General features: G+C 73.5%; 19 protein-coding genes and 1 pseudogene. 9 read left to right on the top strand and 11 right to left on the bottom strand.

The window, feature by feature from the left end; all coding sequences use genetic code 11:
• Positions 1–14: 14 nt before the first annotated feature.
• The 5 genes and pseudogenes from JOE35_RS15590 to hutU all read right to left on the bottom strand — a co-directional run bounded on the left by JOE35_RS15590 (position 15) and on the right by hutU (position 6,351).
• Positions 15–575, bottom strand: a pseudogene (locus JOE35_RS15590) (HutD family protein).
• A complete protein-coding gene (gene hutI / locus JOE35_RS07625) occupies positions 575–1,777 on the bottom strand; it encodes an imidazolonepropionase (RefSeq protein WP_209560589.1) in 1,203 nt (400 codons plus the stop codon). Before hutI ends, JOE35_RS15590 begins: the two are co-directional and overlap by 1 nt.
• Positions 1,774–3,309, bottom strand: a complete 1,536-nt coding sequence (locus JOE35_RS07620; RefSeq protein ID WP_209560588.1) for a formimidoylglutamate deiminase — start codon at positions 3,307–3,309, stop codon at positions 1,774–1,776. Before JOE35_RS07620 ends, hutI begins: the two co-directional genes overlap by 4 nt.
• Positions 3,306–4,613, bottom strand: coding sequence for an allantoate amidohydrolase (locus JOE35_RS07615; protein ID WP_209560587.1), 1,308 nt, complete (start codon positions 4,611–4,613; stop codon positions 3,306–3,308). Before JOE35_RS07615 ends, JOE35_RS07620 begins: the two co-directional genes overlap by 4 nt.
• The gene (gene hutU, locus JOE35_RS07610) at positions 4,597–6,351 is read right to left on the bottom strand and encodes a urocanate hydratase (protein ID WP_209560586.1); all 1,755 of its coding nucleotides are present in this window, start codon (positions 6,349–6,351) and stop codon (positions 4,597–4,599) included. The genes JOE35_RS07615 and hutU overlap by 17 nt, the downstream gene beginning before the upstream one ends.
• A 123-nt stretch (positions 6,352–6,474) precedes the next feature.
• Here hutU and JOE35_RS07605 point away from each other — a divergent pair, with 123 nt between their 5' ends.
• Together JOE35_RS07605 and JOE35_RS07600 are read left to right on the top strand one after the other, a co-directional pair.
• A complete protein-coding gene (locus JOE35_RS07605) occupies positions 6,475–8,076 on the top strand; it encodes an aromatic amino acid ammonia-lyase (protein ID WP_209560585.1) in 1,602 nt (533 codons plus the stop codon).
• Complete coding sequence (locus JOE35_RS07600) at positions 8,073–8,939, top strand: MurR/RpiR family transcriptional regulator (protein ID WP_307802986.1); 867 nt, start codon at positions 8,073–8,075, stop codon at positions 8,937–8,939. Before JOE35_RS07605 ends, JOE35_RS07600 begins: the two co-directional genes overlap by 4 nt.
• A 72-nt stretch (positions 8,940–9,011) precedes the next feature.
• Here JOE35_RS07600 and JOE35_RS16080 read toward each other — a convergent pair whose 3' ends face one another.
• Both JOE35_RS16080 and JOE35_RS16075 read right to left on the bottom strand, forming a co-directional pair.
• Positions 9,012–9,299 (bottom strand): 3-keto-5-aminohexanoate cleavage protein, encoded by a 288-nt coding sequence (locus JOE35_RS16080; RefSeq protein WP_209560584.1) that lies wholly within the window; start codon positions 9,297–9,299, stop codon positions 9,012–9,014.
• A 53-nt stretch (positions 9,300–9,352) separates the two neighbouring features.
• Positions 9,353–9,916, bottom strand: coding sequence for a hypothetical protein (locus JOE35_RS16075; protein WP_209560583.1), 564 nt, complete (start codon positions 9,914–9,916; stop codon positions 9,353–9,355).
• A gap of 877 nt (positions 9,917–10,793) precedes the next feature.
• Between JOE35_RS16075 and JOE35_RS07585 the strand changes: the two genes are divergently transcribed.
• Positions 10,794–11,081 (top strand): hypothetical protein, encoded by a 288-nt coding sequence (locus JOE35_RS07585; RefSeq protein WP_209560582.1) that lies wholly within the window; start codon positions 10,794–10,796, stop codon positions 11,079–11,081.
• 266 nt (positions 11,082–11,347) lie between these two features.
• On the opposite strand, the gene JOE35_RS07580 is transcribed toward JOE35_RS07585, so the two are convergent.
• The 3 genes from JOE35_RS07580 to JOE35_RS07570 all read right to left on the bottom strand — a co-directional run bounded on the left by JOE35_RS07580 (position 11,348) and on the right by JOE35_RS07570 (position 12,973).
• The gene (locus tag JOE35_RS07580) at positions 11,348–11,656 is read right to left on the bottom strand and encodes a hypothetical protein (protein ID WP_209560581.1); all 309 of its coding nucleotides are present in this window, start codon (positions 11,654–11,656) and stop codon (positions 11,348–11,350) included.
• A 71-nt stretch (positions 11,657–11,727) separates the two neighbouring features.
• The gene (locus JOE35_RS07575) at positions 11,728–12,216 is read right to left on the bottom strand and encodes a hypothetical protein (RefSeq protein WP_209560580.1); all 489 of its coding nucleotides are present in this window, start codon (positions 12,214–12,216) and stop codon (positions 11,728–11,730) included.
• Positions 12,209–12,973, bottom strand: coding sequence for a YqjF family protein (locus JOE35_RS07570; RefSeq protein ID WP_209560579.1), 765 nt, complete (start codon positions 12,971–12,973; stop codon positions 12,209–12,211). The genes JOE35_RS07575 and JOE35_RS07570 overlap by 8 nt, the downstream gene beginning before the upstream one ends.
• A 118-nt stretch (positions 12,974–13,091) precedes the next feature.
• Between JOE35_RS07570 and JOE35_RS07565 the strand changes: the two genes are divergently transcribed.
• The gene (locus tag JOE35_RS07565; RefSeq protein WP_209560578.1) at positions 13,092–13,727 is read left to right on the top strand and encodes a hypothetical protein; all 636 of its coding nucleotides are present in this window, start codon (positions 13,092–13,094) and stop codon (positions 13,725–13,727) included.
• Here the strand turns inward: JOE35_RS07565 and JOE35_RS07560 are convergent.
• Positions 13,714–14,490: an SDR family NAD(P)-dependent oxidoreductase gene (locus JOE35_RS07560; RefSeq protein WP_209560577.1), complete on the bottom strand. Its 777-nt coding sequence runs from the start codon at positions 14,488–14,490 to the stop codon at positions 13,714–13,716. The two genes, JOE35_RS07565 and JOE35_RS07560, sit on opposite strands and share 14 nt — an antisense overlap.
• A gap of 195 nt (positions 14,491–14,685) precedes the next feature.
• On the opposite strand from JOE35_RS07560, the gene JOE35_RS07555 reads away from it, so the two are divergent.
• The 5 genes from JOE35_RS07555 to JOE35_RS07535 all read left to right on the top strand — a co-directional run bounded on the left by JOE35_RS07555 (position 14,686) and on the right by JOE35_RS07535 (position 21,142).
• Positions 14,686–16,017: a bifunctional o-acetylhomoserine/o-acetylserine sulfhydrylase gene (locus JOE35_RS07555; protein ID WP_209560576.1), complete on the top strand. Its 1,332-nt coding sequence runs from the start codon at positions 14,686–14,688 to the stop codon at positions 16,015–16,017.
• 533 nt (positions 16,018–16,550) lie between these two features.
• Positions 16,551–17,759, top strand: coding sequence for a homoserine O-acetyltransferase (locus tag JOE35_RS07550; protein WP_209560575.1), 1,209 nt, complete (start codon positions 16,551–16,553; stop codon positions 17,757–17,759).
• A gap of 212 nt (positions 17,760–17,971) precedes the next feature.
• Positions 17,972–19,129 carry a sensor histidine kinase gene (locus tag JOE35_RS07545; RefSeq protein ID WP_209560574.1) on the top strand — a complete coding sequence of 386 codons (1,158 nt, stop codon included), beginning with the start codon at positions 17,972–17,974 and terminating at the stop codon, positions 19,127–19,129.
• Positions 19,126–20,385, top strand: coding sequence for a hypothetical protein (locus tag JOE35_RS07540; RefSeq protein WP_209560573.1), 1,260 nt, complete (start codon positions 19,126–19,128; stop codon positions 20,383–20,385). Before JOE35_RS07545 ends, JOE35_RS07540 begins: the two co-directional genes overlap by 4 nt.
• 79 nt (positions 20,386–20,464) lie before the next feature.
• On the top strand, positions 20,465–21,142 hold the full coding sequence (locus tag JOE35_RS07535) for a response regulator transcription factor (RefSeq protein WP_209560572.1): 678 nt from the start codon (positions 20,465–20,467) through the stop codon (positions 21,140–21,142).
• The last annotated feature ends 7 nt before the right edge of the window (positions 21,143–21,149 follow it).

The following is a 21,149-nucleotide window of genomic DNA, read 5'->3' as shown; positions in this document are numbered from 1 at the left end:
GGGGACGACGACGCTCACGGTGGACGGACGACCGTGATCGCGGACACGCGCACGACGGCGAGCAGCCCTCGCCCGGAGACGCTCACGGTGGCCGGGCCCTCGATCTGCAGGCCGTCGAGCCGATCGAGAACGTCCTCACCGACGCGCACCTGGCCCGCCACGACCACGGCCACGAGGGTCTCTCGCACCGCGATCTCGAGCGTCGCAGGGACGGGGACGATCCCGAGTCGTCCCTCGGCCGCGCCTCGACGCGTCATGAGGTTCAGGTCGAGGCCCGTGGACCCGACGTCGACGGCCTCGACCACCGACTAGCCGGCGAACGCCAGCACCTCGAAGGCCTCTCGGCGCACCGGTCGACCGTCGACCACGAGGTCGAGGCCCTGCTCCGAGAGCGGCATCAGCAGCCGGTCGACCCCGGCGAAGTCCGAGAAGGGCGCCGACCGGCTGATCGTCGCGACGCTGACACGCCACGAGCAGGACGCTGACCCCTCCGCCACGACCGTCGTCGTCCCGGCGCCGTTCCGCCACGGCACCACCGGGCGCGAGGCCGCCCGCAGCACGACGCGCTCCGCCATCAGCGCTCGCGACCGACGACGCGCTGCCCGGCGCGCCAGACCGACTCGACCAGCGGCACCCCCGGCCGGTAGGCCAGGTGCACGTACGACGGCGCGTCGAGCACCAGGAGATCTGCAGCCGCCCCGACGCCGAGGTGGCCGACGTCCGTCCGCCTGAGGGCCGCGGCTCCCCCGGCGGTGGCCGACCACAGCGCCTCGGCCGGCGCCATGTGCATGTCGCGCACGGCCACCGCGATGCAGAACGGGATGCTCGTCGTGTAGCTCGACCCCGGGTTGCAGTCGGCCGCCAGGGCCACCGTCGCACCGGCTGCGAGCAGCCGCCGCGCGTCGGGGTAGGCCGCGCGGGTCGAGAACTCGGCCCCCGGGAGGAGCGTCGCGACCGTCGTCGACCCGGCCAGCGCCTCCACGTCGTCGTCGCTCGCGTGGGTGACGTGGTCGACCGAGGCCGCCCCGAGCTCGACGCCGAGCTGGATGCCCCCGCCCGGCGCGAGCTGACCCGCGTGGAGGCGCGGCGTCAGCCCCGCGGCCATGCCGGCGGTGAGGATCGCCCGCGTCTGGTCGACGTCGAACGCCCCGACGTCGCAGAAGACGTCGATCCACCGCGCGAGAGGGGCACAGGCGTCGAGCATCTCGCCGATGACGAGCGCGACGTAGTCGTCGGGCCGCCCGGCGAACTCGGCAGGCACGACGTGCGCACCCAGGAACGTCGCCTCCGTCGTGACCGCCCTGACCGCCTCCAGGCTGCGGCGCTCGTCGTGCACGCTCAGCCCGTAGCCGGACTTGCTCTCGAGCGTGGTCGTGCCCTGGCGCAGCGCCTCGTCGGCGAGCCGCCGCACCGACGCGGCGAGGTCGACGTCGCTAGCGGCCCGCGTGTGCGCCACGGTGCTGCGGATGCCGCCGGCGGAGTACGACTCGCCGGCCATCCGGGCGGCGAACTCGTCGGACCGGTCGCCCGCGAACGCCAGGTGGGCGTGGCTGTCGACGAAGCCGGGGACGACCGCACGCCCGCCCAGGTCGGTCACGCCGTCGGCCATCGACGACGGCAGGGCGGCGGCGGGACCGGTCCAGAGCACACGACCGTCGTCGCAGAGGACAGCCGCGTCGCGCACCACGCCGAGCGGACCGCTCGCCGCCTCGGCGTACTCGTGCGTCGGGTCGTTCGTGACGAGCTGCGAGATGCCGGTCAGGGCGGTGACGGTCATGCGGGCGGGTCCTCTCGGGGAGCGCGGGCGCGTGGCGATGGCGCGGGCGAGGGCGAGGGCGAGGGCACGCTCGACGACTCGGGCGGGAGCACGGCCGCGATCGCGTCGCGCAGCGCGCTGCCCGGCGACGAGACGCGCGCGTGTTCCCCGTCGCGCACGACGACCTCGCCGCCCACGACCACCCAGGTCACGTCGGACGCCGTGGCGGAGAAGACGACCGACTCGAGCAGCGAGTCGGCGCGGGCGTCCGCCAGGCGCACCGAGTCGAGGGACACGGTCGTGAAGTCGGCGAGGGCACCGGGGGCGATCGTGCCGCCGTCGTCCCAGCCGAGCGACCTGGCGCCCTGGACGGTCGCCGCGGCCAGCAGCTGCGCGGCTCCGAGCCAGCCGCGCCGTCCGCTCACCAGGCGCTGTCCGGACTCGATGCCCCGCACCTCCTCGAGGATGTCGATGACGGCGTGGCTGTCGCTTCCGACGGTGAGCTGCACGCCTGCCTCGACCAGTTCCGCGGCCGGTCCGATGCCGTCGGCCAGGTCGCGCTCGGTCGTGACGCAGAAGCAGGCCCAGGTGCCGCCCGCGGCGAGGTCGGCGACGTCGCCCGGCGTCAGGTGGGTGGCGTGGACGGCGGTCGCCCTGTGGTCGAGGACTCCGTGCCGGCGGAGCAGGGCGACGGGCGTGGAGCCGAGGAGGCGCACGCAGTCCGCGTTCTCGGCCGGCTGCTCGGAGACGTGCACGTGCAACGGCACGTCGTGTGCGTGCGCCCAGGAGGCGACGGTGCCGAGTGCGCGCTCGGGCACGGCCCGCACCGAGTGCACGGCCGCGCCGACCACGACCGTCGGCCCGCTCAGCTCGTCGCGCGTGGCGCTCGCACGCCGGGCCCAGTCGGCGGCGGTGCCGTCGCCGAAGCGGAGCTGCGCGGCCGACAAGGGGACGTGCACCTGCTCGACGTCGGGCCCGGCCTCGACGTCGGGCCCGCTCTCGCGTGCCGCGTCGGGCGCGAACCCGCCGACCAGGTAGCAGGTGTCGAGCAGGGTCAGGCGGACGCCCGCGGTCGCCGCGGCGCGGACCAGGGCTCGCGACATCGCGATCGGGTCGTCGTGCGGCGTGCCGTCAGGGGTGTGGTGCACGTAGTGGAACTCGCCCACGGTCGTGATCCCGGCCAGCACCATCTCGGTGAAGGCGGCCGTGGCGAGGGCCTCGTAGTTCTCGGGCGTCAGCCGGGCGGCCGCGGAGTACATGACCTCGCGCCAGGTCCAGAAACTGCCGCTGCCGACCTGGGTCCGCCCGCGCAGCGCCCGGTGGAACGCGTGCGAGTGGGCGTTCACTAGCCCCGGCAGCGTCAGCCCCCACAGCAGGGTCGACCCTGCAGGAGGCGCGACGACGTCGTCCGCCACGCTCACGACCCGATCGCCCACGACCTCGACGACGACGCCGTGCCGCACCGCACCCTCGCCGGTCCACAGGTGCTCGGCCCAGAAGACCGACGGGACCGCAGGGACCGCGGCGACCGCGGCGCCGCCGTCCCCGGTCACCGGGAGCCCCCGGCCGGGACGCCCGTGTCCGACACGACCGCGAGCGGCCCGACCAGCAGGTCGCGCAGCACGACGGTCAGCGCCTCCACCCCGTCGACGCAGTCGGACTCGTCGGCCTGCTCGTGCGGGCTGTGGCTGATCCCGGTGGGGTTCCGCACGAAGAGCATCGCGGTCGGCACGCGCGAGGCGAGGATGCCGGCGTCGTGACCCGCGGCCGTCGGCAGGGTCGGCGCCGCGATCGACGCGGCACCGAGCGACGAGCGCAGCCGGTCGCTCAGGGACGCGTCGAAGTCGACGACGGGGGTGAAGCTGTCGTTCGTCACGGTGAGGCGGACGCCGTGGCCGGCCGCCGCCTCCTCCGCGATCCGCTGCAGGTCGTCGACCAGGCGGGTGACGCCGCCCTCGTCAGCTCCTCGCGCGTCGAGCCAGGCGTCGACGCGCGACGGGATCGCGTTCGTGCCGTTCGGGTCGACCCGCACCCGGCCGAACGTCGTGACGGCCTGCACCTCTGCGGCGAGCCGACGCGCGGCGACGACGGACTCGGCGAAGGGCAGCATCGGGTCGTGCCGGTCGACGAGCCGGGTGGTCCCGGCGTGGTTGCCCTCGCCCTCGAAGCAGAACCGCCACCGGCCGTGCGGCAGGATCGAGCTCGCCACCCCGACCGACTCGTCGCCGAGGGCCAGGTGGCGGCCCTGCTCGACGTGCAGCTCGACGAAGGCCCCGATGCGAGCCAGGGCCACCTCGTCGAGGCCGACGTGCTCCGGGGCGTGACCCGCGGCGGACATCGCGTCGGCGAGGCTCGTGCCGTCGTCGTCCGTCAGCGAGAGCGCGTGGCCCGGGTCGACGGCGCCGGTCATGAGCCGGGACCCGAGGCAGGCGAGCCCGAACCTGGCCCCCTCCTCCTCGACGAAGTTGACGACGGCGAGCGGTCGCTCTGGCACGAGGCCCGACTCCCGGAGCGCGTCGACGGCGAGCAGGGCGCTGACGACGCCGAGCGGCCCGTCGAAGGCGCCCCCGCCGGGCACGCTGTCGAGGTGGCTGCCGGTGACGACGGCACCGTCGGCCGGCGCGCCCCACCAGGCCCACTGGTTGCCGTTGCGGTCGACCTCAACCTCGAGCCCGCGCCGGGTCGCCTCCGCGACGAACCACTCGCGGAGCCCCAGGTCGACGCCCGTCCACGAGAACCGGTCGTAGCCGCCGGAGCGCGGGTCGCGGCCCACGCCCTCCAGGTCGCCCCAGACCCCGTCGAAGGAGGCGCGCAGCCGGTCGCGCTCGACGGTCGCGCCGCTACGCGCGAGGGCCATCGACGGTACCCTCGGCGGTGGCGCCCTGCTCGCGCATCGGGATGCGCACGCCGCGCTCGGCGGCGACCTCGACGGCTCGCTCGTACCCGGCGTCGGCGTGGCGGATGACGCCCATGCCGGGGTCGGCGACGAGCACGCGTCCGAGCTTCTCGGCGGCGAGGTCGGTGCCGTCGGCGACGATGACCTGCCCGGCGTGGATCGAGCGGCCCATGCCGACGCCGCCGCCCTGGTGGATCGACACCCAGGTGGCCCCCGACGCGACGTTGACCATGGCGTTCAGGAGGGGCCAGTCGGCGATGGCGTCGGAGCCGTCGAGCATGGCCTCGGTCTCGCGGTACGGCGACGCGACGGAGCCGGAGTCGAGGTGGTCGCGGCCGATGACGATCGGCGCCGACAGCTCGCCCGACGCCACCATCTCGTTGAACTTCAGCCCGGCCAGGTGGCGCTCCCCGTAGCCGAGCCAGCAGATGCGGGCCGGGAGCCCCTGGAACGCGACGCGCTCGCCCGCCATGGTGATCCACTTCCTCAGCGACTCGTTCTCGGGGAACAGCTCGAGGATCGCCTTGTCGGTCGCCGCGATGTCGGCCGGGTCGCCCGAGAGCGCCGCCCAGCGGAACGGCCCCTTGCCCTCGGCGAAGAGCGGACGGATGTAGGCGGGCACGAACCCGGGGAAGTCGAAAGCCCGGTCGTAGCCCGCGGTGCGCGCCTCGCCGCGGATGCTGTTGCCGTAGTCGAACACCACCGCGCCGGCGTCCATGAAGCCGATCATCGCCTCCACGTGGGCCCGCATCGCGGCCTGCGAGCGCAGGGTGAACCCGGCGGGGTCGGCCGCGGCCTCCGCGGCCATGTCCTCGAAACGGGTGCCGATCGGCAGGTACGACAGCGGGTCGTGGGCCGAGGTCTGGTCGGTGACGATGTCGATCGGCGCCTTGCGGGCGAGCAGCTCGGGCACCAGCTCGGCGGCGTTGCCGACGACGCCGATCGAGAGCGGGCGCCTCTCGTCGCGGGCGGCGACCGCCAGCTCGAGGGCCTCGTCGAGGCTGGAGGCGGCGACGTCGAGGTACCGGTGCTCGACCCGCCGGTCGATGCGGGTGCGGTCGACGTCGATGCAGATCGCGACGCCGTCGTTCATGGTCACGGCCAGGGGCTGCGCGCCTCCCATGCCCCCGACGCCAGCGGTCAGCGTGATCGTGCCGGCGAGGGTGCCGCCGAAGTCAGCGTCGGCGACCGCGGAGAACGTCTCGTAGGTGCCCTGGAGGATGCCCTGCGTGCCGATGTAGATCCACGACCCGGCCGTCATCTGGCCGTACATCATGAGGCCCATCGCGTCGAGCCTGCGGAACTCCTCCCAGTTGGCCCAGTCGCCGACCAGGTTCGAGTTGGCGATGAGCACCCGGGGCGACCACTCGTTCGTGCGGAAGACGCCGACCGGCTTGCCCGACTGCACGAGCATCGTCTCGTCGTCGCCGAGGGTCCGGAGGGTCGCGACCATCGCGTCGAAGGCCTCCCACGAGCGCGCCGCCTTGCCGGTGCCGCCGTAGACGACGAGGTCGTCGGGGTGCTCGGCGACCTCGGGGTCGAGGTTGTTCATCAGCATGCGCAGGGCGGCCTCCTGCTGCCAGCCGCGACAGCTGAGCTCGGTGCCCCGAGGGGCCCTGACCGGGCGGGGCCCGGAGGGCGACGGGTCGGGGGACGTGCCTGCGGCGTCTGCGGCGGGGAGGTTCGCGTCGAGTGTCACGAGTGCTGCTTCCGTTCCGGTCGTGAATGGGTTGATTCATCATGAGTTGATCATGAATACTTCGTCAATGGCCCCGACGGTTCGTTCACGAGCCCGAAACAGCGAGGAGGCACAGTGGCGACCATGACCGGGACGACCGACGCGGACCGCGCGGACCACACGAGCCGAACGGACCGCATCGACCGCATCGAGCTCGACGGGACGCCCCTGCGCGTCGCCGACCTCGTCGCGATCGCCGACAGGCACGCCGAGGTCACCGTCCCGGAGGCCGCCCTCGACCGTGTCCGCCGCTCGCACGAGACCTTCCTCGCCGCCCGGGACGCCGGCACCGTCTACGGCGCGAACACCGGCGTGGGGGCCAACCGCACCGTGGCGCTCGTCGACGAGGGGGAAGAGCTCTCGGAGGAGGAGGTCGTCCGCGAGCAGACCGCGCACGGGCTCCGCCTCCTCCGCAGCCACGCCACCGGGATCGGCGAGGTCGAGGACGACCGCGTCACCAGGGCCGCCCTGGTGGTCCGGCTCAACCAGCTGCTCGCCGGCGGCTCCGGGGTCAGCCCCGCCGTGGTGCGCGGGCTCCTCGCCGCCGTCCGCGCCGACGCCCTCCCGACGTTCCACCGCACCGGCTCCGTCGGCACCGGCGACGTGACGGCCCTGGCCGAGCTCGCCCTGACGCTCATCGGCGAGCTGCCCTGGCGATCGGGGACGGCCGAGCCGATCGTGTTCGCCCCCAGCGACTCCCTGCCGTTCATGAGCTCCAGTGCCGTCACGCTCGCGACGACGGCTCTCGCCGCCGACGTCGCGGCCCGGCAGCTGGACGCGGCCACCGTGGTCGCCGCGCTGAGCTTCCGTGCCCTGCGGGGCTCGGCCGAGGCCTTCGACGAGCAGGTCCACGCGGCCAGGCCGCATCCCGGCCAGGTGCAGGAGGCGGCACGCCTGCGCTGGCTGACGGAGCGCGTCTCGGGTCCGCCCGCCGGCGCGGCCCGCCTGCAGGACCCCTTCGGGCTGAGGGCCGCCCCGCAGGTCCACGCTCCCGCCCGGACCGCCCTCTCGGTGCTGCTCGGCGCCCTCGACCGGGAACTCGGCGGCCCGGCGGAGAACCCGCTCGTGGTCGACGACGGCGTCCGACACCACGGCCAGTTCCACCTCGCCACGCTCGCCTGGACGCTCGACGCGGCCAGGATCGGGCTGCACCCCGTCTTCAGCCTCTCGACGAGCCGGCTCGGGCTGCTGATGAGGGCCGACATGACCGGGCTCCCGCCGTTCCTCGCCGACGCCCGGCGCAACGCCACCAGCAGCGGCCTCATGATCGTCGAGTACGTCGCGCAGGACGCCCTGGCCCACATGCGCGTCGACTCGGCACCCGTCACGAACGCCAGCGTGAGCGTCTCGCTGGGCCTCGAGGACCACGCGAGCTTCGCCATCCAGAGCACGAGGCTGCTGACCAGCCTGGTGCGCTCGGCCGGCGCCGTGCTGGCCGTCGAGCTGTTCGCGGCCGTCCGCGCCCTCCAGATGGCGCCCGACCGCGTGGCCGGCACGCGCCTCCTTCCGGTCTTCGAGCACCTCGTCGGCCTGATCGACGCGTCGACCGACGACCGTCCCCTCGGACCGGACATAGAGCGGATGGAGGCCGAGCTGCCCGGCCTCGGCGCCGTGCTCGCCGACTTCCCCGCCCGGCAGGCCCCGCCGCCTGCGTCCCCCTCGTCCCCGCAGGGAGGGACCTCGTGACCGACTCCCCCGGCACCCAGTCGCTGGATCGTGTCCGGTCGTGGCTGCTCGACCTGGTGCACGCCCACCGGCTCTCGCCCACCCAGCGCCGGGTGGCGCAGCACATGCTCGACTCGCTGCCGGACGTGGCCTTCGCCTCGAGCGTCGACGTCGCCGAGGCGGCCGGGGTCAGCCAGCCCACGGTGACCCGCATGGCGACGGCGTTCGGGTTCTCGGGCTGGGCCGAGTTCCGCGCCGCCGCCCGCGAGCGCGTGCTCTCCGCGTCGCCGACCGACAGCCCGTCGCCCGGCCCCGACAGCGTCCCCGCGGTCGCCCTCGCCCGCGAGCGGGACAACCTCCTGGCCGTCGAGCAGACCGTCGCCTCCGACCGGATGGTGCGGGCGGTCGACCTGCTCGCAGGGACCCGGCCCCTCGGGATCGTCGGCCTGCGGGTCTCCGCGTCCCTCGCGCACTACCTGGGCCACCTGGCCCAGAAGGTGCTGCCCGACGTCCGCGTGCTCGACGACGGCGCGTCGTTGATCGACGCGGTGACCCAGCTGCACCTCGACGGCGCGAGCGCGGTGCTCTTCATCGTCATGCCCCGCCACCCGGAAGCCACGGTGCAGGCCGTCGCCCACGCCCGCTCCCTCGGCCTGGCCACCGTCGCGATCGTCGACACTCCCCTCGTGCCCTTCGCCGACCTGCTCGACGTCGCCCTCGTCGCCCCGGTCGGGACGGACCTCGTCTTCGACTCGCACGCCGCCGTCGTCACGCTCTCGATCGCCCTGCTCGACGCCCTCGCCCGACGCGAGCCCCGCCGCACCCAGGCCCGGCTCGAGGCCCACGAGGAGCTCGTCCCCACCTGGGAGCACCAGGTCCGCTAGGCAGCCGTGACGAGTCCGCGACGAGTGCGACGGCAGGCACGCTCGGCGGCTGGCCGCGCAGCCGAGGAGGCGTCAGCGGCAGCGCGCCTCCGTGAGGAGGGCACGGGCAGCGGCGACGAGCGCGGCGGTCGAGGTCGCGACCGCGCCGTCCGGCAGGGTGTCGACGTCCTCCAGGCCGATCCGCACTCCGTGGCCCCGCGCCGCAGCCCGGCCGAGCACCGCCCACGCGGCGGGGCCGACGCCGTGGTGCAGTTGCTCGAGACCGATCCCGGTCTCCGCCTCGAGGGCGATCTCGTCGGGGGTGCGGGGCACGGCCGGGTTCGCGAGGGGGCCGGCCGGAGCGGCCTGGAGATGGGGCACCCGCCTTGTCTGCCCCTCGACGGCACGCGTCGCCGCGCCGGGCCTCTCCGCCTTCAGGGAACGTCCTCTCCGACGGCAAGGAGCGACCACGGCGACGACCCGTCCGTCACGAGGTCTGGCACAGGGAGCGACCGCGTCGTGCCGAACTCGCGGGCCGCGTAGTCCAGCAGGTTCGCGCCGTAGACGACGACGTCGGTCTGGTGCACCGAGAAGACCGGGGCTCCTGGGCCGAACGGGGCTGCCGGGACGAAGCGGTGGGCGTACAACGGCACGAGCTGCGGCCATGTGCTGACCTGGTGCTCGACGATCTCGGACCGCGCCGCGCGGGAGTCTGGACGCTCGCCCCAGGATGCAGGCCAGAAGACGTTGTTCTCGACATCGAACAGGATGCCCTCGAGAGGCCCTCGGATCGCACTGCGGACGCCCTCGTCCGCTCGTGCCCGCCAGTTCGGCCAGCGGTCTCCGACGGGGAGCGCCAGGCGCAGGAGCTCGCCGTGGTCCTGGGCGAAGCGGACGCCGTACCGTCGTTCGGCCCGAGCCAGTTCACGCTCGGAGAGCCCCCTCTCGAGCGCGACACGTCGTTCTCGCAGGAGCTGGACGACCTCGGCAGCAGACACGCGGTCAGCATAGGTGCGACCTCGTTCGACAGCCGGTCGGCGATCGGACGTCCGGCCGGTCATGAGACCGACGCGTGCGAAGGACGAACCGACGCTGAGTCGCTGGCTACCGGCGGGCTCGCTGCACGCCATCGTGCCAGGGGAAGCCCCGCAGGAGGCGGTCGAACAGCCCGAGAGGCAGCGGGCCAGGCCGACGCTCGGCCTGGGGATCATCGCCCCGATGATCGACGGCGTTGACAGTGTCGGCGGGCCTGAGCGCTCTGGCGTCAGCCTCGGCGAACCACCCGCGTTCCTCGAACATGGCGACCTCCGTCGGTTGCGAGAAGGATCTCAGCGAGATGCGTCGCGGTCAACACGCGGCCGTCGAGACCCACGATCAGCCGTCGAGCTGCGAGGGTGGGCAGACGAACACCTCGACGAAGATCGCGGGACGAACCGACGCTGCGAGCTACCGGTCGACGTGGCCGTCGACGTGGCCGCGCGATCACGGAGGGCCTTGCCGGCCGGCTGCCTGACCGACAGCAGCGGGGTCGCAGGACTACGCCTAGGGTCCAGGTATGTACGACCGGATGCCCACGGGTGCCAAGCCGCTCTGGTGGGAGGGCCTCGCGGGCATGGGCTGTGCCGTCGTCGCGGTCAGTGTGAGCATCCTTCTGTTCACAATTGCCCAAGAGGATGGATCGGCCGCCTGGCGCTGGGCGTTGCTCGTGGGCTTCGTCGTCGCCTTCCTCGTCGGTGCCGTTCTCTCAGCGAGGTGGGCAGGTCGACATCGCCGGGCTGTCCGCGGAAGGACGGGGCACGAGGCGACAGCTCCGCGGGAGGAGGACTCCAGGTGAGTGGAGCGGGATCCGCGACCGGCGACCGACCTCGGCGACGCGTGCCCCTGTGGACCATCGCGCTCATGCTCGCCGCCGTCGCGCTCCCGTTCGTCTACTCCGCCACGGCGGACGACGGCGCTTTCTTCGGCTGGGTGCTCGTGGGGTCACCAGCACTGGGGGCGATCGGTGCGGTCGTCGCATGGCGATCCCGCGGGCTGCGGGCACCCAGCCGCTCCCGCTGGGCTGTCGTCTCCGTCCTCACCGGGCTGTTGACTGTCCCCATGGCGTACGTCGTCGCCACGCTCGTCGAAGCTGTCGAGTGGACCGTGAACGGGCCACCGTCCTGATCGACGGTCGCGGGCCCAGGACTCGGGTCCTCGTCGTCGTCGCGACTGCCTCCGTGCTCGAAGGAGGAGCACGAGGGTACGGAGGATGGTCCCGAGCCCCGTCGCGACGATGATGCGGCCGGCGAACGACGCGTCACCCACGGGGGCCCGGCAGAGACGACCACTGAGCCATCGGCTATCGGGAGCCGTCGCCGCTCTGCCCTGAGATGTCTGGCTGCGAGAAGAGCAGCGCAAGCGGGAACGCCCGCCCGTCCACTCCCTGACAGCTACGCCGCGACGACCGTGAAGACGGTCGAGGGGCCAGCGCAGCTGCCGGCATCGGCGCACGTCGAGTAGTCCCAGTTCTCGATGCCGATCCACGCGTCACCCGTCGGGAAGTCAGCCGGCAGCTCGAGAGAGACCTCGAACGAACCGTCGAGTGCCTCATCAGTCTCGGCGACGATGACCGCCGTCCCGTCGCCCACGTGCCCCGCAGACACTCGCCACCCGCCCGACGGGAGCTCCACCTCGCAGACATCGGCCGTGACGAGCGTCACCACCTCGCCTCGGACGACCTCACCAGACGAGACGCTCATCCGCGGAACGCAGTTCGTGTCTCCCGGGCCCTCGCGCTGGACGGCGCAGCCCGACACGAGCACACATGCCGTCAGCACCGCCAGGCCGAGCACCGGCCGCGTGCGTTCAAGCATCTGAACTCGTCTCTCCCCGGGTCACTGCGGCAGCACACCGCGACAAAAAACGTAGCCATTGCCCAGGCCGACGTCTCGAAGATCATCTCCCGGCAGTCTTCGTCGTCCCATTGCCCGCCGTTCTCGAAGAACCCGTAGCTCTCGACGAACGCGAGGGAGGCCGCGTTGTCCGGACTGACGGTGGCGCCCACAGTCCGCGCGTCCGGGTGCAGCCGAGCGGCTGCGCGAAGCACCGATCGACGGCGCGGCCGACCCAGCAACGCCGACAATCTCCTGGCCGCGACGGAGAAGTCAGCTCGGCTCGCGAAGCCCATGGCCACGGCCATCGGGTCCGAGAGGTCGGCCGGACCGCCCCACTGCCCGAGGCCCTGAAGAAGGACCTCCCGCTCATCGTCGGTCAGCTCGACGCGGATCGGCTCTGCGGTCGTGCTTCCTCGCTCAGTCACGGGGCGCCTCCCACCGGCCCCCGGGCGGCGCGAACACCGTGTCGACCCCGTCCGACCAGAGCAGCGAGTCGGGCTCGCGGTCGGTGATCCCCGGCAGGCCCGAGTCGGCCACCAGCTCGTCGTCGAGGTCGACCAGCTCGGCGCGGCGCAGCGACCACGACGCGTGCTCGTTCGGCCAGTACCGGGTCTGTCCGCCGCGGGCCACGTGCATGCCCCAGCGTGCGGTGAGGAAGTCCGCGAGGGGGTCGCCGACCACCTCGTCGGCGAGGGGGCGGACGGCGAGCCGGCTGGACGGTCGCGCTCCGGGGCCGTGGCGACGGGAGGCGTACTCGACGACACCTCCTCGTTCTCGCCTGCTCATCGACGCCCAGCGGTAGGGCAGGCCGAGGCCGGCCTGCGCACCCAGCACCGGCAGCAGCTTCTGTGCCTCGAGGGTGCGGAACACGACGCCGCGGCGGCCGAGGTCGTCGACCGAGTAGAGCCGCACGTTCGTCTCCAGGAAGGAGCCTGCCCACGGCACGGCGGGCAGCGGTCCGAACGCGCTGCCCGAGAGGCGGAACGGGATGAGCCCGACCCAGGTCGACCCGTCGTGCACGTCGGGACGGGTGCCGGGCGGCAGCAGCGGCGCCACGCGCTCGGGCTCCACCCGCCAGTGCGCGAACGCCAGCCCGCCCCAGTGCTGGCGCACGAACGGGCGACGGAGCAGAGGAGGCGCGGCGGCGGACACCGGGGAGGCGTCCAGCGGGGAGGCGGTCATGACGCCACCGTAGACAGGTCCCCGGCGCAGGATCACAGCCTCGGCGACACGTCGCTAGCCTGGGGCGCGCCCACCCCCGCCCGTCGCCCTGCGGCGCCCGTCCCCCAGGAGGCTGCCTGTGCCCCACGGTCCCGGCCAGCGCCGCCGCGCCGAGCGGTCCGCCCTAGAGCGGTCGGTCGACGAGGGGCTCCTGATCGTCCGCTCAGCCCTCGTGGTCTCGGCGACCAACCACGTCATCCGGCGAGCGCTGCAGGAGGCGCTGCCCTTCGACGAGGACGTGGCGACCCAGGTCGTCCGCGAGGACATGGCCCGCCTCGCCGAGCAGCAGCTCGCCGGGGCCGCCCGGGTGCGCCGCCTCCGCCGCCAGACCGGCCGCGCGTACGGGCAGTCCCGGCACCAGTTCGACTACCGCACCGACGACGCGGGCGCGCTGAAGCTCCGCGAAGCGACCGCGAAGGCGCTCGCCGCCGAGCTGACGAGGAGGCGCGACGACGACGCGTTCGTCGGCGGCGTCGTCGAGGCGGCCAGGTCGCGCGCCTGGGACGACGTCGGCAGCACCGTGGTCGATCGGCTCGGCTGGGCCGCGTCGCCAGAGCCCGGCTACGACGACGGGCGGGACGAGCGCATCAGGGGGCTCGTCGAGGGCGACCTCGCCGACCTGCTGCGCACGAGACGCGCCGAGCAGGACACGACCGACGACGGCACCGACGACGGCACCGGCGCCGGCGCCGGCCAGGACCTCAGTCGCGGCTGACGCGCAGCGGCCCCTTCGCGACCTTGTGCGGAGCGGCCTGCGCCACCGGCTTGATCGTCACCAGGTCGAGGTTCACGTGCGCCGGCAGCTCGACCGAGTGCACGATCGACTCCGCGACGTCCTCCGCGACGAGGGGCGCCTCCACCGCCGAGTAGACGGCGTCGGCTCGCTCTTTGTCGCCGCCGAAGCGGACGAGCGAGAACTCCTCGGTGTGCACCATCCCCGGCGCGATCTCGACGACGCGGATCGGCTCCCCCGCGAGCTCGAGCCGCAGCACGGCGACGAGCGCGTGCTCGGCGAACTTCGACGCGTTGTACCCGCCGCCGCCCTCGTAAGCGACGTGGCCCGCGATGGAGGTGACCGTCACGACGTCCGCGCCGCCCGCCTCCTCGGCACCTCGTCGCAGCGCGGGCAGCAGCGCCGACACGGCGCGCTTCGTGCCGAGCACGTTGACCTCGAACATGCGTCGCCAGTCGTCGACCGAGCCGTGCTCGACCGAGTCGAGGCCGAACGCGCCGCCGGCGTTGTTGACGAGCACGTGCAGCGGGCCGGTCTCGTCGACGTGCGCGCGCAGCGCGGCGACGTCGTCGTCGTCCGTCACGTCGGCCCGGAACCAGTTCGCCCCGGTCTCGTCGGCGAGCGCACGGAGGCGGTCCTCACGCCGGGCGACCGCGAGCACGTCCCAGCCCCGCGCGCGGAACAGCCTCACCGTCGCCGCGCCGATGCCCGAGCTCGCTCCCGTGACCAGTGCCCGCTTCGCCATGTGCCGTCCTTCTTCCGTCGTCGGTGGTGACCGCCAGCGGCCGCCGTCCACGCTAGCGCGGCCGGGCAGCGCTGCCCGTCACGCCCCGAGTCCCCGGCCCGTTACGCCGCGAGTCCCCTGCCGTGGACACCCGCGCCGCGCCTCCGTACCGTGGCTCGCACCCGCACCACCCCCGACCCGGACGAGGAGCACACCATGAGCGCAGAGACGCCCGACTGGAAGTTCGAGACCCAGCAGATCCACGCCGGGGCCCGCCCCGACCCGACGACCCACGCCAGGGCGACGCCGATCTACAAGACGACCTCGTACGTGTTCCGCGACTCGCAGCACGCGCAGGACCTCTTCGCCCTCGCCGAGAACGGCAACATCTACTCGCGCATCATGAACCCGACCCACGACGTCGTCGAGCAGCGCATCGCCGCGCTCGAGGGCGGCGTCGGGGCCCTGCTCGTCGCCTCGGGCCAGGCGGCGTCGACGTTCGCCGTGCTCAACCTCGGCGAGGCGGGCGACCACATCGTGTCGTCGTCGTCCATCTACGGCGGCACGTACAACCTGTTCCGCTACACGCTCGCGAAGCTCGGCATCGAGACCACCTTCGTCGAGGACCAGGACGACGCCGACGAGTGGCGCCGCGCCGTCCGCCCGAACACGAAGCTCTTCTTCGCCGAGACGATCGGCAACCCGAAGATCAACGTGCTCGACATCGAGAAGGTCGCCGGCGTCGCGCACGCCGAGGGCGTGCCCCTGATCGTCGACAACACGATCGCGACGCCGTACCTGATCCGCCCGCTCGAGCACGGGGCCGACATCGTCGTGCACTCGGCGACGAAGTTCCTCGGCGGGCACGGCACCGTGATCGGCGGCTTCATCGTCGACGGCGGCACGTTCTCGTGGAGCGACAACGCCGAGCGGTTCCCCGGGCTGACCCAGCCCGACCCCTCGTACCACGGAGCCGTGTACACGCAGGCGGTGGGCGACAGCCTGGCGTACATCATCAAGGCCCGGGTGCAGCTGCTCCGCGACCTGGGAGCGTCGAACAGCGCCGACAGCGCGTTCTCGCTCATCCAGGGCATCGAGACGCTCAGCCTCCGCATCGAGCGCCACGTGCAGAACGCCCAGGAGATCGCCGAGTGGCTCGACGCCCGCGACGACGTCGCCGCGGTCTGGTACGCCGGCCTGCCGACGAGCCCCTGGTACGCCGCGGCGAACAAGTACGCCCCGCGCGGCGTCGGAGCCGTGCTGTCGTTCGAGCTCAAGGGCGGCGTCGACGCCGGCCGCGCTCTCGTCGACGGGCTCCGCCTCTTCAGCCACCTCGCCAACATCGGCGACGTCCGCAGCCTCGTCATCCACCCGGCCTCGACGACGCACTCGCAGCTGACGCCCGAGCAGCAGCTCACGACGGGCGTGACGCCCGGCCTCGTGCGGCTCTCGGTCGGCCTCGAGAACGTCGACGACCTCAAGGCGGACCTCGACGCCGGCTTCGCGGCGGCGCGAGCGGTCACGCAGGAGGCGCTCCGCACCTCGTGAGGCACCTGCCCTCTCGAAGTCGGCGGGTCTCCGACGCCCCCGGCGGGTCCCCGTCGCCCCCGGCGGGTCCCCGTCGCCCCCGGCGGGTCCCCGTCGCCCCCGCCGGGTCGGGCTTCGAAGCCGGCGGGTTCCTGTAGCCGGTGGCGGGTCTCGATCCGAAGCCGGCGGGTTCCTGTCGCCTGCGGCGGGTGGGCGCTGACGCGCCGCGGGCGACGGGAACCCGCCGCACCCTCCCCGCGCGGCCCGGACGCACCCTCGCGGAGCCAAGCCGGCTGGCTCCTGCCACCCCCGGCGGGTCGAGCTTGAAAGCCGGCGGGTTCCTGTCGCCCGCGGCGGGTGGGCGCTGACCCGCCGCGGGCGACGGGAACCCGCCGCACCCCACCACGTGCCACCGGAAGGGAGACGGGGCCGCGACCCGGCGGCGCGAGCGGTCACGCAGGAGGCGCTCCGCACCTCGTGAGGAGGGGCCGGGGAGGCGCGGCGGACGTAACAATCAGGCCGCCCCTCCTCGAGGCGACCAGGATGGGCACCACATGGACTGGCAGAGCACCCCCGAGGACACCGTCCCGTCGAGCGTCGTGAGCGAGCGCACGCGCCTCGCGATGCTGGCCCGCCCGCCAGTCACCGGAGCGTGGCGCGACGGCGACGACCCGGGCGACCGTGCGTTCGTGCCCCTCGACCGGCTCGAGCTCGAGAGCGGAGCGGCCCTCGACCGCGTCCGGATCGCCTACGAGACCTGGGGCGAGCTCTCCCCCGCGCGGGACAACGCCGTCCTCCTGCTGCACGCGCTCACCGGCGACAGCCACGTCGTCGGCCGGGCGGGCCCCGGTCACCGGACGGCCGGCTGGTGGAGCGGCGTCGTGGGCCCGGGCCTGGCCGTCGACACCGACCGCTGGTTCGTCGTCGCGCCCAACATGCTCGGCGGCTGCCAGGGCAGCACCGGTCCGTCGTCGTTCGGGCCCGACGCGGTCGAGTGGGGCTCGAGGTTCCCGCACCTGACGATCCGAGACCAGGTCGCCGCGCAGGCGGCCTTCTCGGACGCGCTCGGCATCCACCGGTGGGCGGCCGTCGTCGGCGGGTCGATGGGCGGCATGCACGCCCTCGAGTGGGGAGTCACGCATCCCGACCGCGTCGAGCGCCTGGCCGTCCTGGCCGCCCCTCCCCTGGCGAGCGCCGACCAGATCGCCCTCAACACGGTGCAGACCGAGGCGATCCGAATGGACGCGGCCTTCGCCGGCGGCGACTTCTACGACGCCGTCGACGGCGAGGGTCCCTGGCGCGGCCTCGCCCTCGCGCGGCGGATGGCCCTGCTGAACTACCGGTCGCCCGAGGAGCTGGCCGCACGCTTCGGGCGTGCCTGGCAGAGCGACATCTCGCCGCTCGGCGGCCCCGGCCGCTTCCAGGTCGAGAGCTGGCTCGACTTCCACGGCGCCAAGTTCACGCGTCGCTTCGACGCCGGCAGCTACGTCGCCCTGCTCGGCGCGATGAACTCGCACGACGTGGGCCGCGACCGCGGCGGCGTCGAGGAGGCGCTCGGTCGGGTCACCGCCCGCACCCTCGTGCTCGGCGTCGACAGCGACCGGCTCTTCCCCGCCCGCGACCAGCAGACGATCGCCCGGCACCTGCCGAACGGCCTCGACGGCGGCGAGGCCGTCGTGATCTCGAGCGAGTACGGCCACGACGGCTTCCTCATCGAGGACGACGCCGTCGGCCGCCACCTCGGCCGCCTGCTCGCCAGCTGAGCCCGCGCACCGTCCGGACCCGCCCGCCCGACGGGTCCCCCGAACGGCCGACACGTCCCCCGATCCGCATCTGCCCGCGCCGTGAGTGATCCGCGTCTCCTCGGCGCGTCGCGCGAGCCTGTGCGCCTCACAGGGCCTGCACATGTGGAAACATGAGGGGTCGCTGTCACCCGACAGACACGTAACGCACCGTCCGCACACGTTGGATCACCATGGACATCTTCGCCCAGGAACGCGATCGGCTCCTGAGCTCCACCACGCGCACGCTGGGCATCGCCTGCGCCGGGGTGTCGCTCGTCGCGCTGGCCTTCCCGGGCGTGACCGAGCCCGCTCACCTCGCCGTCGTGTCCGTCCTCGTCGTCGCGATGGTCGTGGCCCTGGTCGTCGTCGGACGGTCGGGCTCGCGCTGGGCAGTGCTGGGCGGCATGGCCGTGGGGCTCGCCGCCACGGTGGTGGCCCTCCTCCCGTTCGGGGCACCGGCCGACGCGGCCGTCGCGACGGCGGTCATCCCCCTCGCAGGAGGCGCCAACGCGTCGTTCGCGTTCGTCCTGTCCACGAGTCGCATCCGTGTCGTCACCGCGGTCCTCGCCTTCGCCGTCTCCGTCGCCTGCGTCGCGCTGGCCACGGGATCCGTCCTCACCTTCCCCGTCGCGGCCGTCGTGCTCGGCTGGGTCCTCGTCTTCGTGGTCGGCATCTGGCTCGGCCGCGCCGTCCCCCTCGCGGCCCGTCGCATCTACAGCATCGGCAACGCGCACCGTGCGGAACGCCAGGCGAGCGAGACGGAGGCGCAGCGCCGGCAGGGCGCGCGCCTCCTGCACGACACCGTGCTCGCGACCCTGACGCTCCTCGCCCACTCCGGCGTGGGCGTCACCCCCGAGGCGCTGCAGGCGCAGGCCGCCGAGGACGCACGTCTGCTGCGGCACCTGCGTCTCGGCGGCACGCCCCAGCCGCAGGCCTCCGGCGAGTACACGCTCGAGACCGTCGAGGAGTCGCCGCTCGGCCAGACGCTCGAGTCGGTGAAGCAGCGCTTCGGCCGCATGGGCCTCGAGGTGAGCTGGCACGGCACCGGGCAGGTGCTGCTGCCGACGCACGTGCTCGACGCCTTCCTGCTCGCCCTCGCGGAGTGCCTCGAGAACGTCCGGCGGCACGCGGGCGTCACCGAGGCCCACGTCACGATCATCCACGACGACTCCATGGTCCGCGCGATGGTCACCGACGCCGGGGTCGGCTTCGAGCTGAACGGCGTGAGCGAGGAGCGGCTCGGCTTCAAGGAGTCCGTCGTCGGCCGCCTGCGCGAGGTGGGCGGCAGCGCCCGCCTGTTCTCGTCGCCGGGCGCCGGCACCACCGTCGTCCTGGAGGCGCCCCGATGAGCATCGACGAGAACACCCTCGGGGTGCAGCGCGGCCGCCGTGCCGCCCGCGGCCTGCCGATCGGCTCCACCGGCGCCAGGTCCCTCCGACAGGCCCGTGCGGCCGGCGCGACCCTCGGCACCGGCTACCTCGGGCTCGGCGCGGCGGTCGTCGCCGCGGTGCAGGCCGTCTACGGGCTGGTCTTCTTCCTCAGCCACCTGAGCGACTACCCGATGGTCGCGCCCGCGCTCGTGGCGTGGCTCCTCTACATCGCCGTGTTCGTCGGGACCGCCGCGCTCGTGACCATCCGGGGCGAACGCCTCACCGGCGGGGTCTTCGCCGTCATCGGCGGCATCATGGTCGTCGTCGTCGCCCTCGACTTCGTCGCCATCTGGCCCCTGCACGACGTCGGCGCCTACGCGACGGCGAGCGTCGCGGTCGGCTTCGGGCTGCTGCCCGTCGTGACCCTGCGGCCGGCGCGCGAGATCGTGGTCGCGGTCGGGCTCCTCCTCGTCGGCTTCGTGGTCATGGTCGTGGCCTCGACTCCCCTCACCGCCGACTCGGTGCCGCAGCAGATCTCGATCATCGCCCTCGCCGTGCTCCCGAGCGCCGTCGCCGTGTCCGTCGTGCAGCGCTTCCGGCGGATGGTGCAGGTCGAGCTCGACCGCGTGCTGGTGCAGAGCAACGTCTCGCAGCCGCGCTTCGCCGTGGGCATGCTCGCCAGCGACGAGCTGGCCCGTCTCGACCTCGCCGCCGAGAAGCTGCTCGACGGCGTCGCCGGCGGCGACGTGCCGCTGCCGCTCTCGCCCAAGGTGGCGTCGCAGGCCGCGTCGCTCGCGACCGAGCTGCGGCTGCACCTGATCGAGGGCCGACGCGAGACGTGGCTGCACCACGCCGTCACCGAGTCCGAGTACCTCGGCCGCTCGGTGACGCTCGTCGACCCGTCGTCGCTCGCCGGGCTGCTCGCTCCCCCGCAGCGCGACGGCCTGCTGCAGGCCGTCTGGCTGCTGCTCGGCGACTCGCGCACCCGTGCGCCCAGCGCGGCGATCACCCTGACCCTCGGCCCGGTCACCGCCGTCACCCAGTCGATCGCCTCGCTGGCCGGTCGCAGCGTCGAGGTCCCGATCGTCGTCTCGACGACGGGCATCCGCCGCAACCGGGTCACCCCTGCCACGTGGAGCGCCCTCGAGCGCGTCGGCGAGTACTCGGCCTCGACGCACGAGTCCAGCCTCCGCCTGCGCATCCACTGCATCGTCGACAACCCCGCCGAGTCGTGACCGCCCCCGACAGGGCGGTCTGCACCGCGACCCGTCCGTCTAGCATGGACACCACCTCCTCAGAAAGAAGGACCGCCCCGTGACGACACCCGACGACCGCATCCGTCTGGCCCTGGTCGACGACCACAAGATGCTCCTCGGCGCCCTGAGCGAGTGGATCCGGGGCGCGGCCAGCGACATCTCGATGGTCGCCGCCGTCGCGTCGTGGCCCGAGCTGCTGACGCACCCCGAGTTCCCCGTCGACGTCGTGCTGCTCGACCTCGACCTCAAGGACAACATCCCGATCTCGCTCAAGATCAACACCCTGAAGACGACCGGCGTGAAGACGGTGCTGATGAGCACCTACTCCGAGCCCAACGTCGTCCGCGAGGCCCTCGCGGCCGGCGCGCTCGGCTACCTCGTCAAGAGCGAGGACGCCGAGATGATCGTCGAGGCGATCCGTGCCGCCGCCAAGGGCGAGTCGTACATCTCCGCCGAGCTCGACCTCGCGCTCAACGCCGCCGAGATCGGCGGGGTGCCGAAGCTCAGCGCCCAGGAGCGACGCGTCATGGCCCTCTACGGCGGCGGCGAGCCCGTGAAGGCCGTGGCCTACCAGCTCGGCATCAGCGAGGAGACGGCCAAGAGCTACCTCAAGCGCATCCGTGAGAAGTACCGCGTGGCGGGCTACGACGTCGGCACCAAGGTGGCCCTGCGGAAGCGCGCCATCACCGACGGCATCCTGCTGCAGACCGACATGCCGGCGCAGACCAACTTCTAGCGCTGGT

Source organism: Frigoribacterium sp. PvP032, from assembly GCF_017833035.1.
Lineage (GTDB): Bacteria > Actinomycetota > Actinomycetes > Actinomycetales > Microbacteriaceae > Frigoribacterium.
Note: the sequence above shows the minus strand (reverse complement) of the source record. Positions and strands in the feature narration are given on the sequence as shown.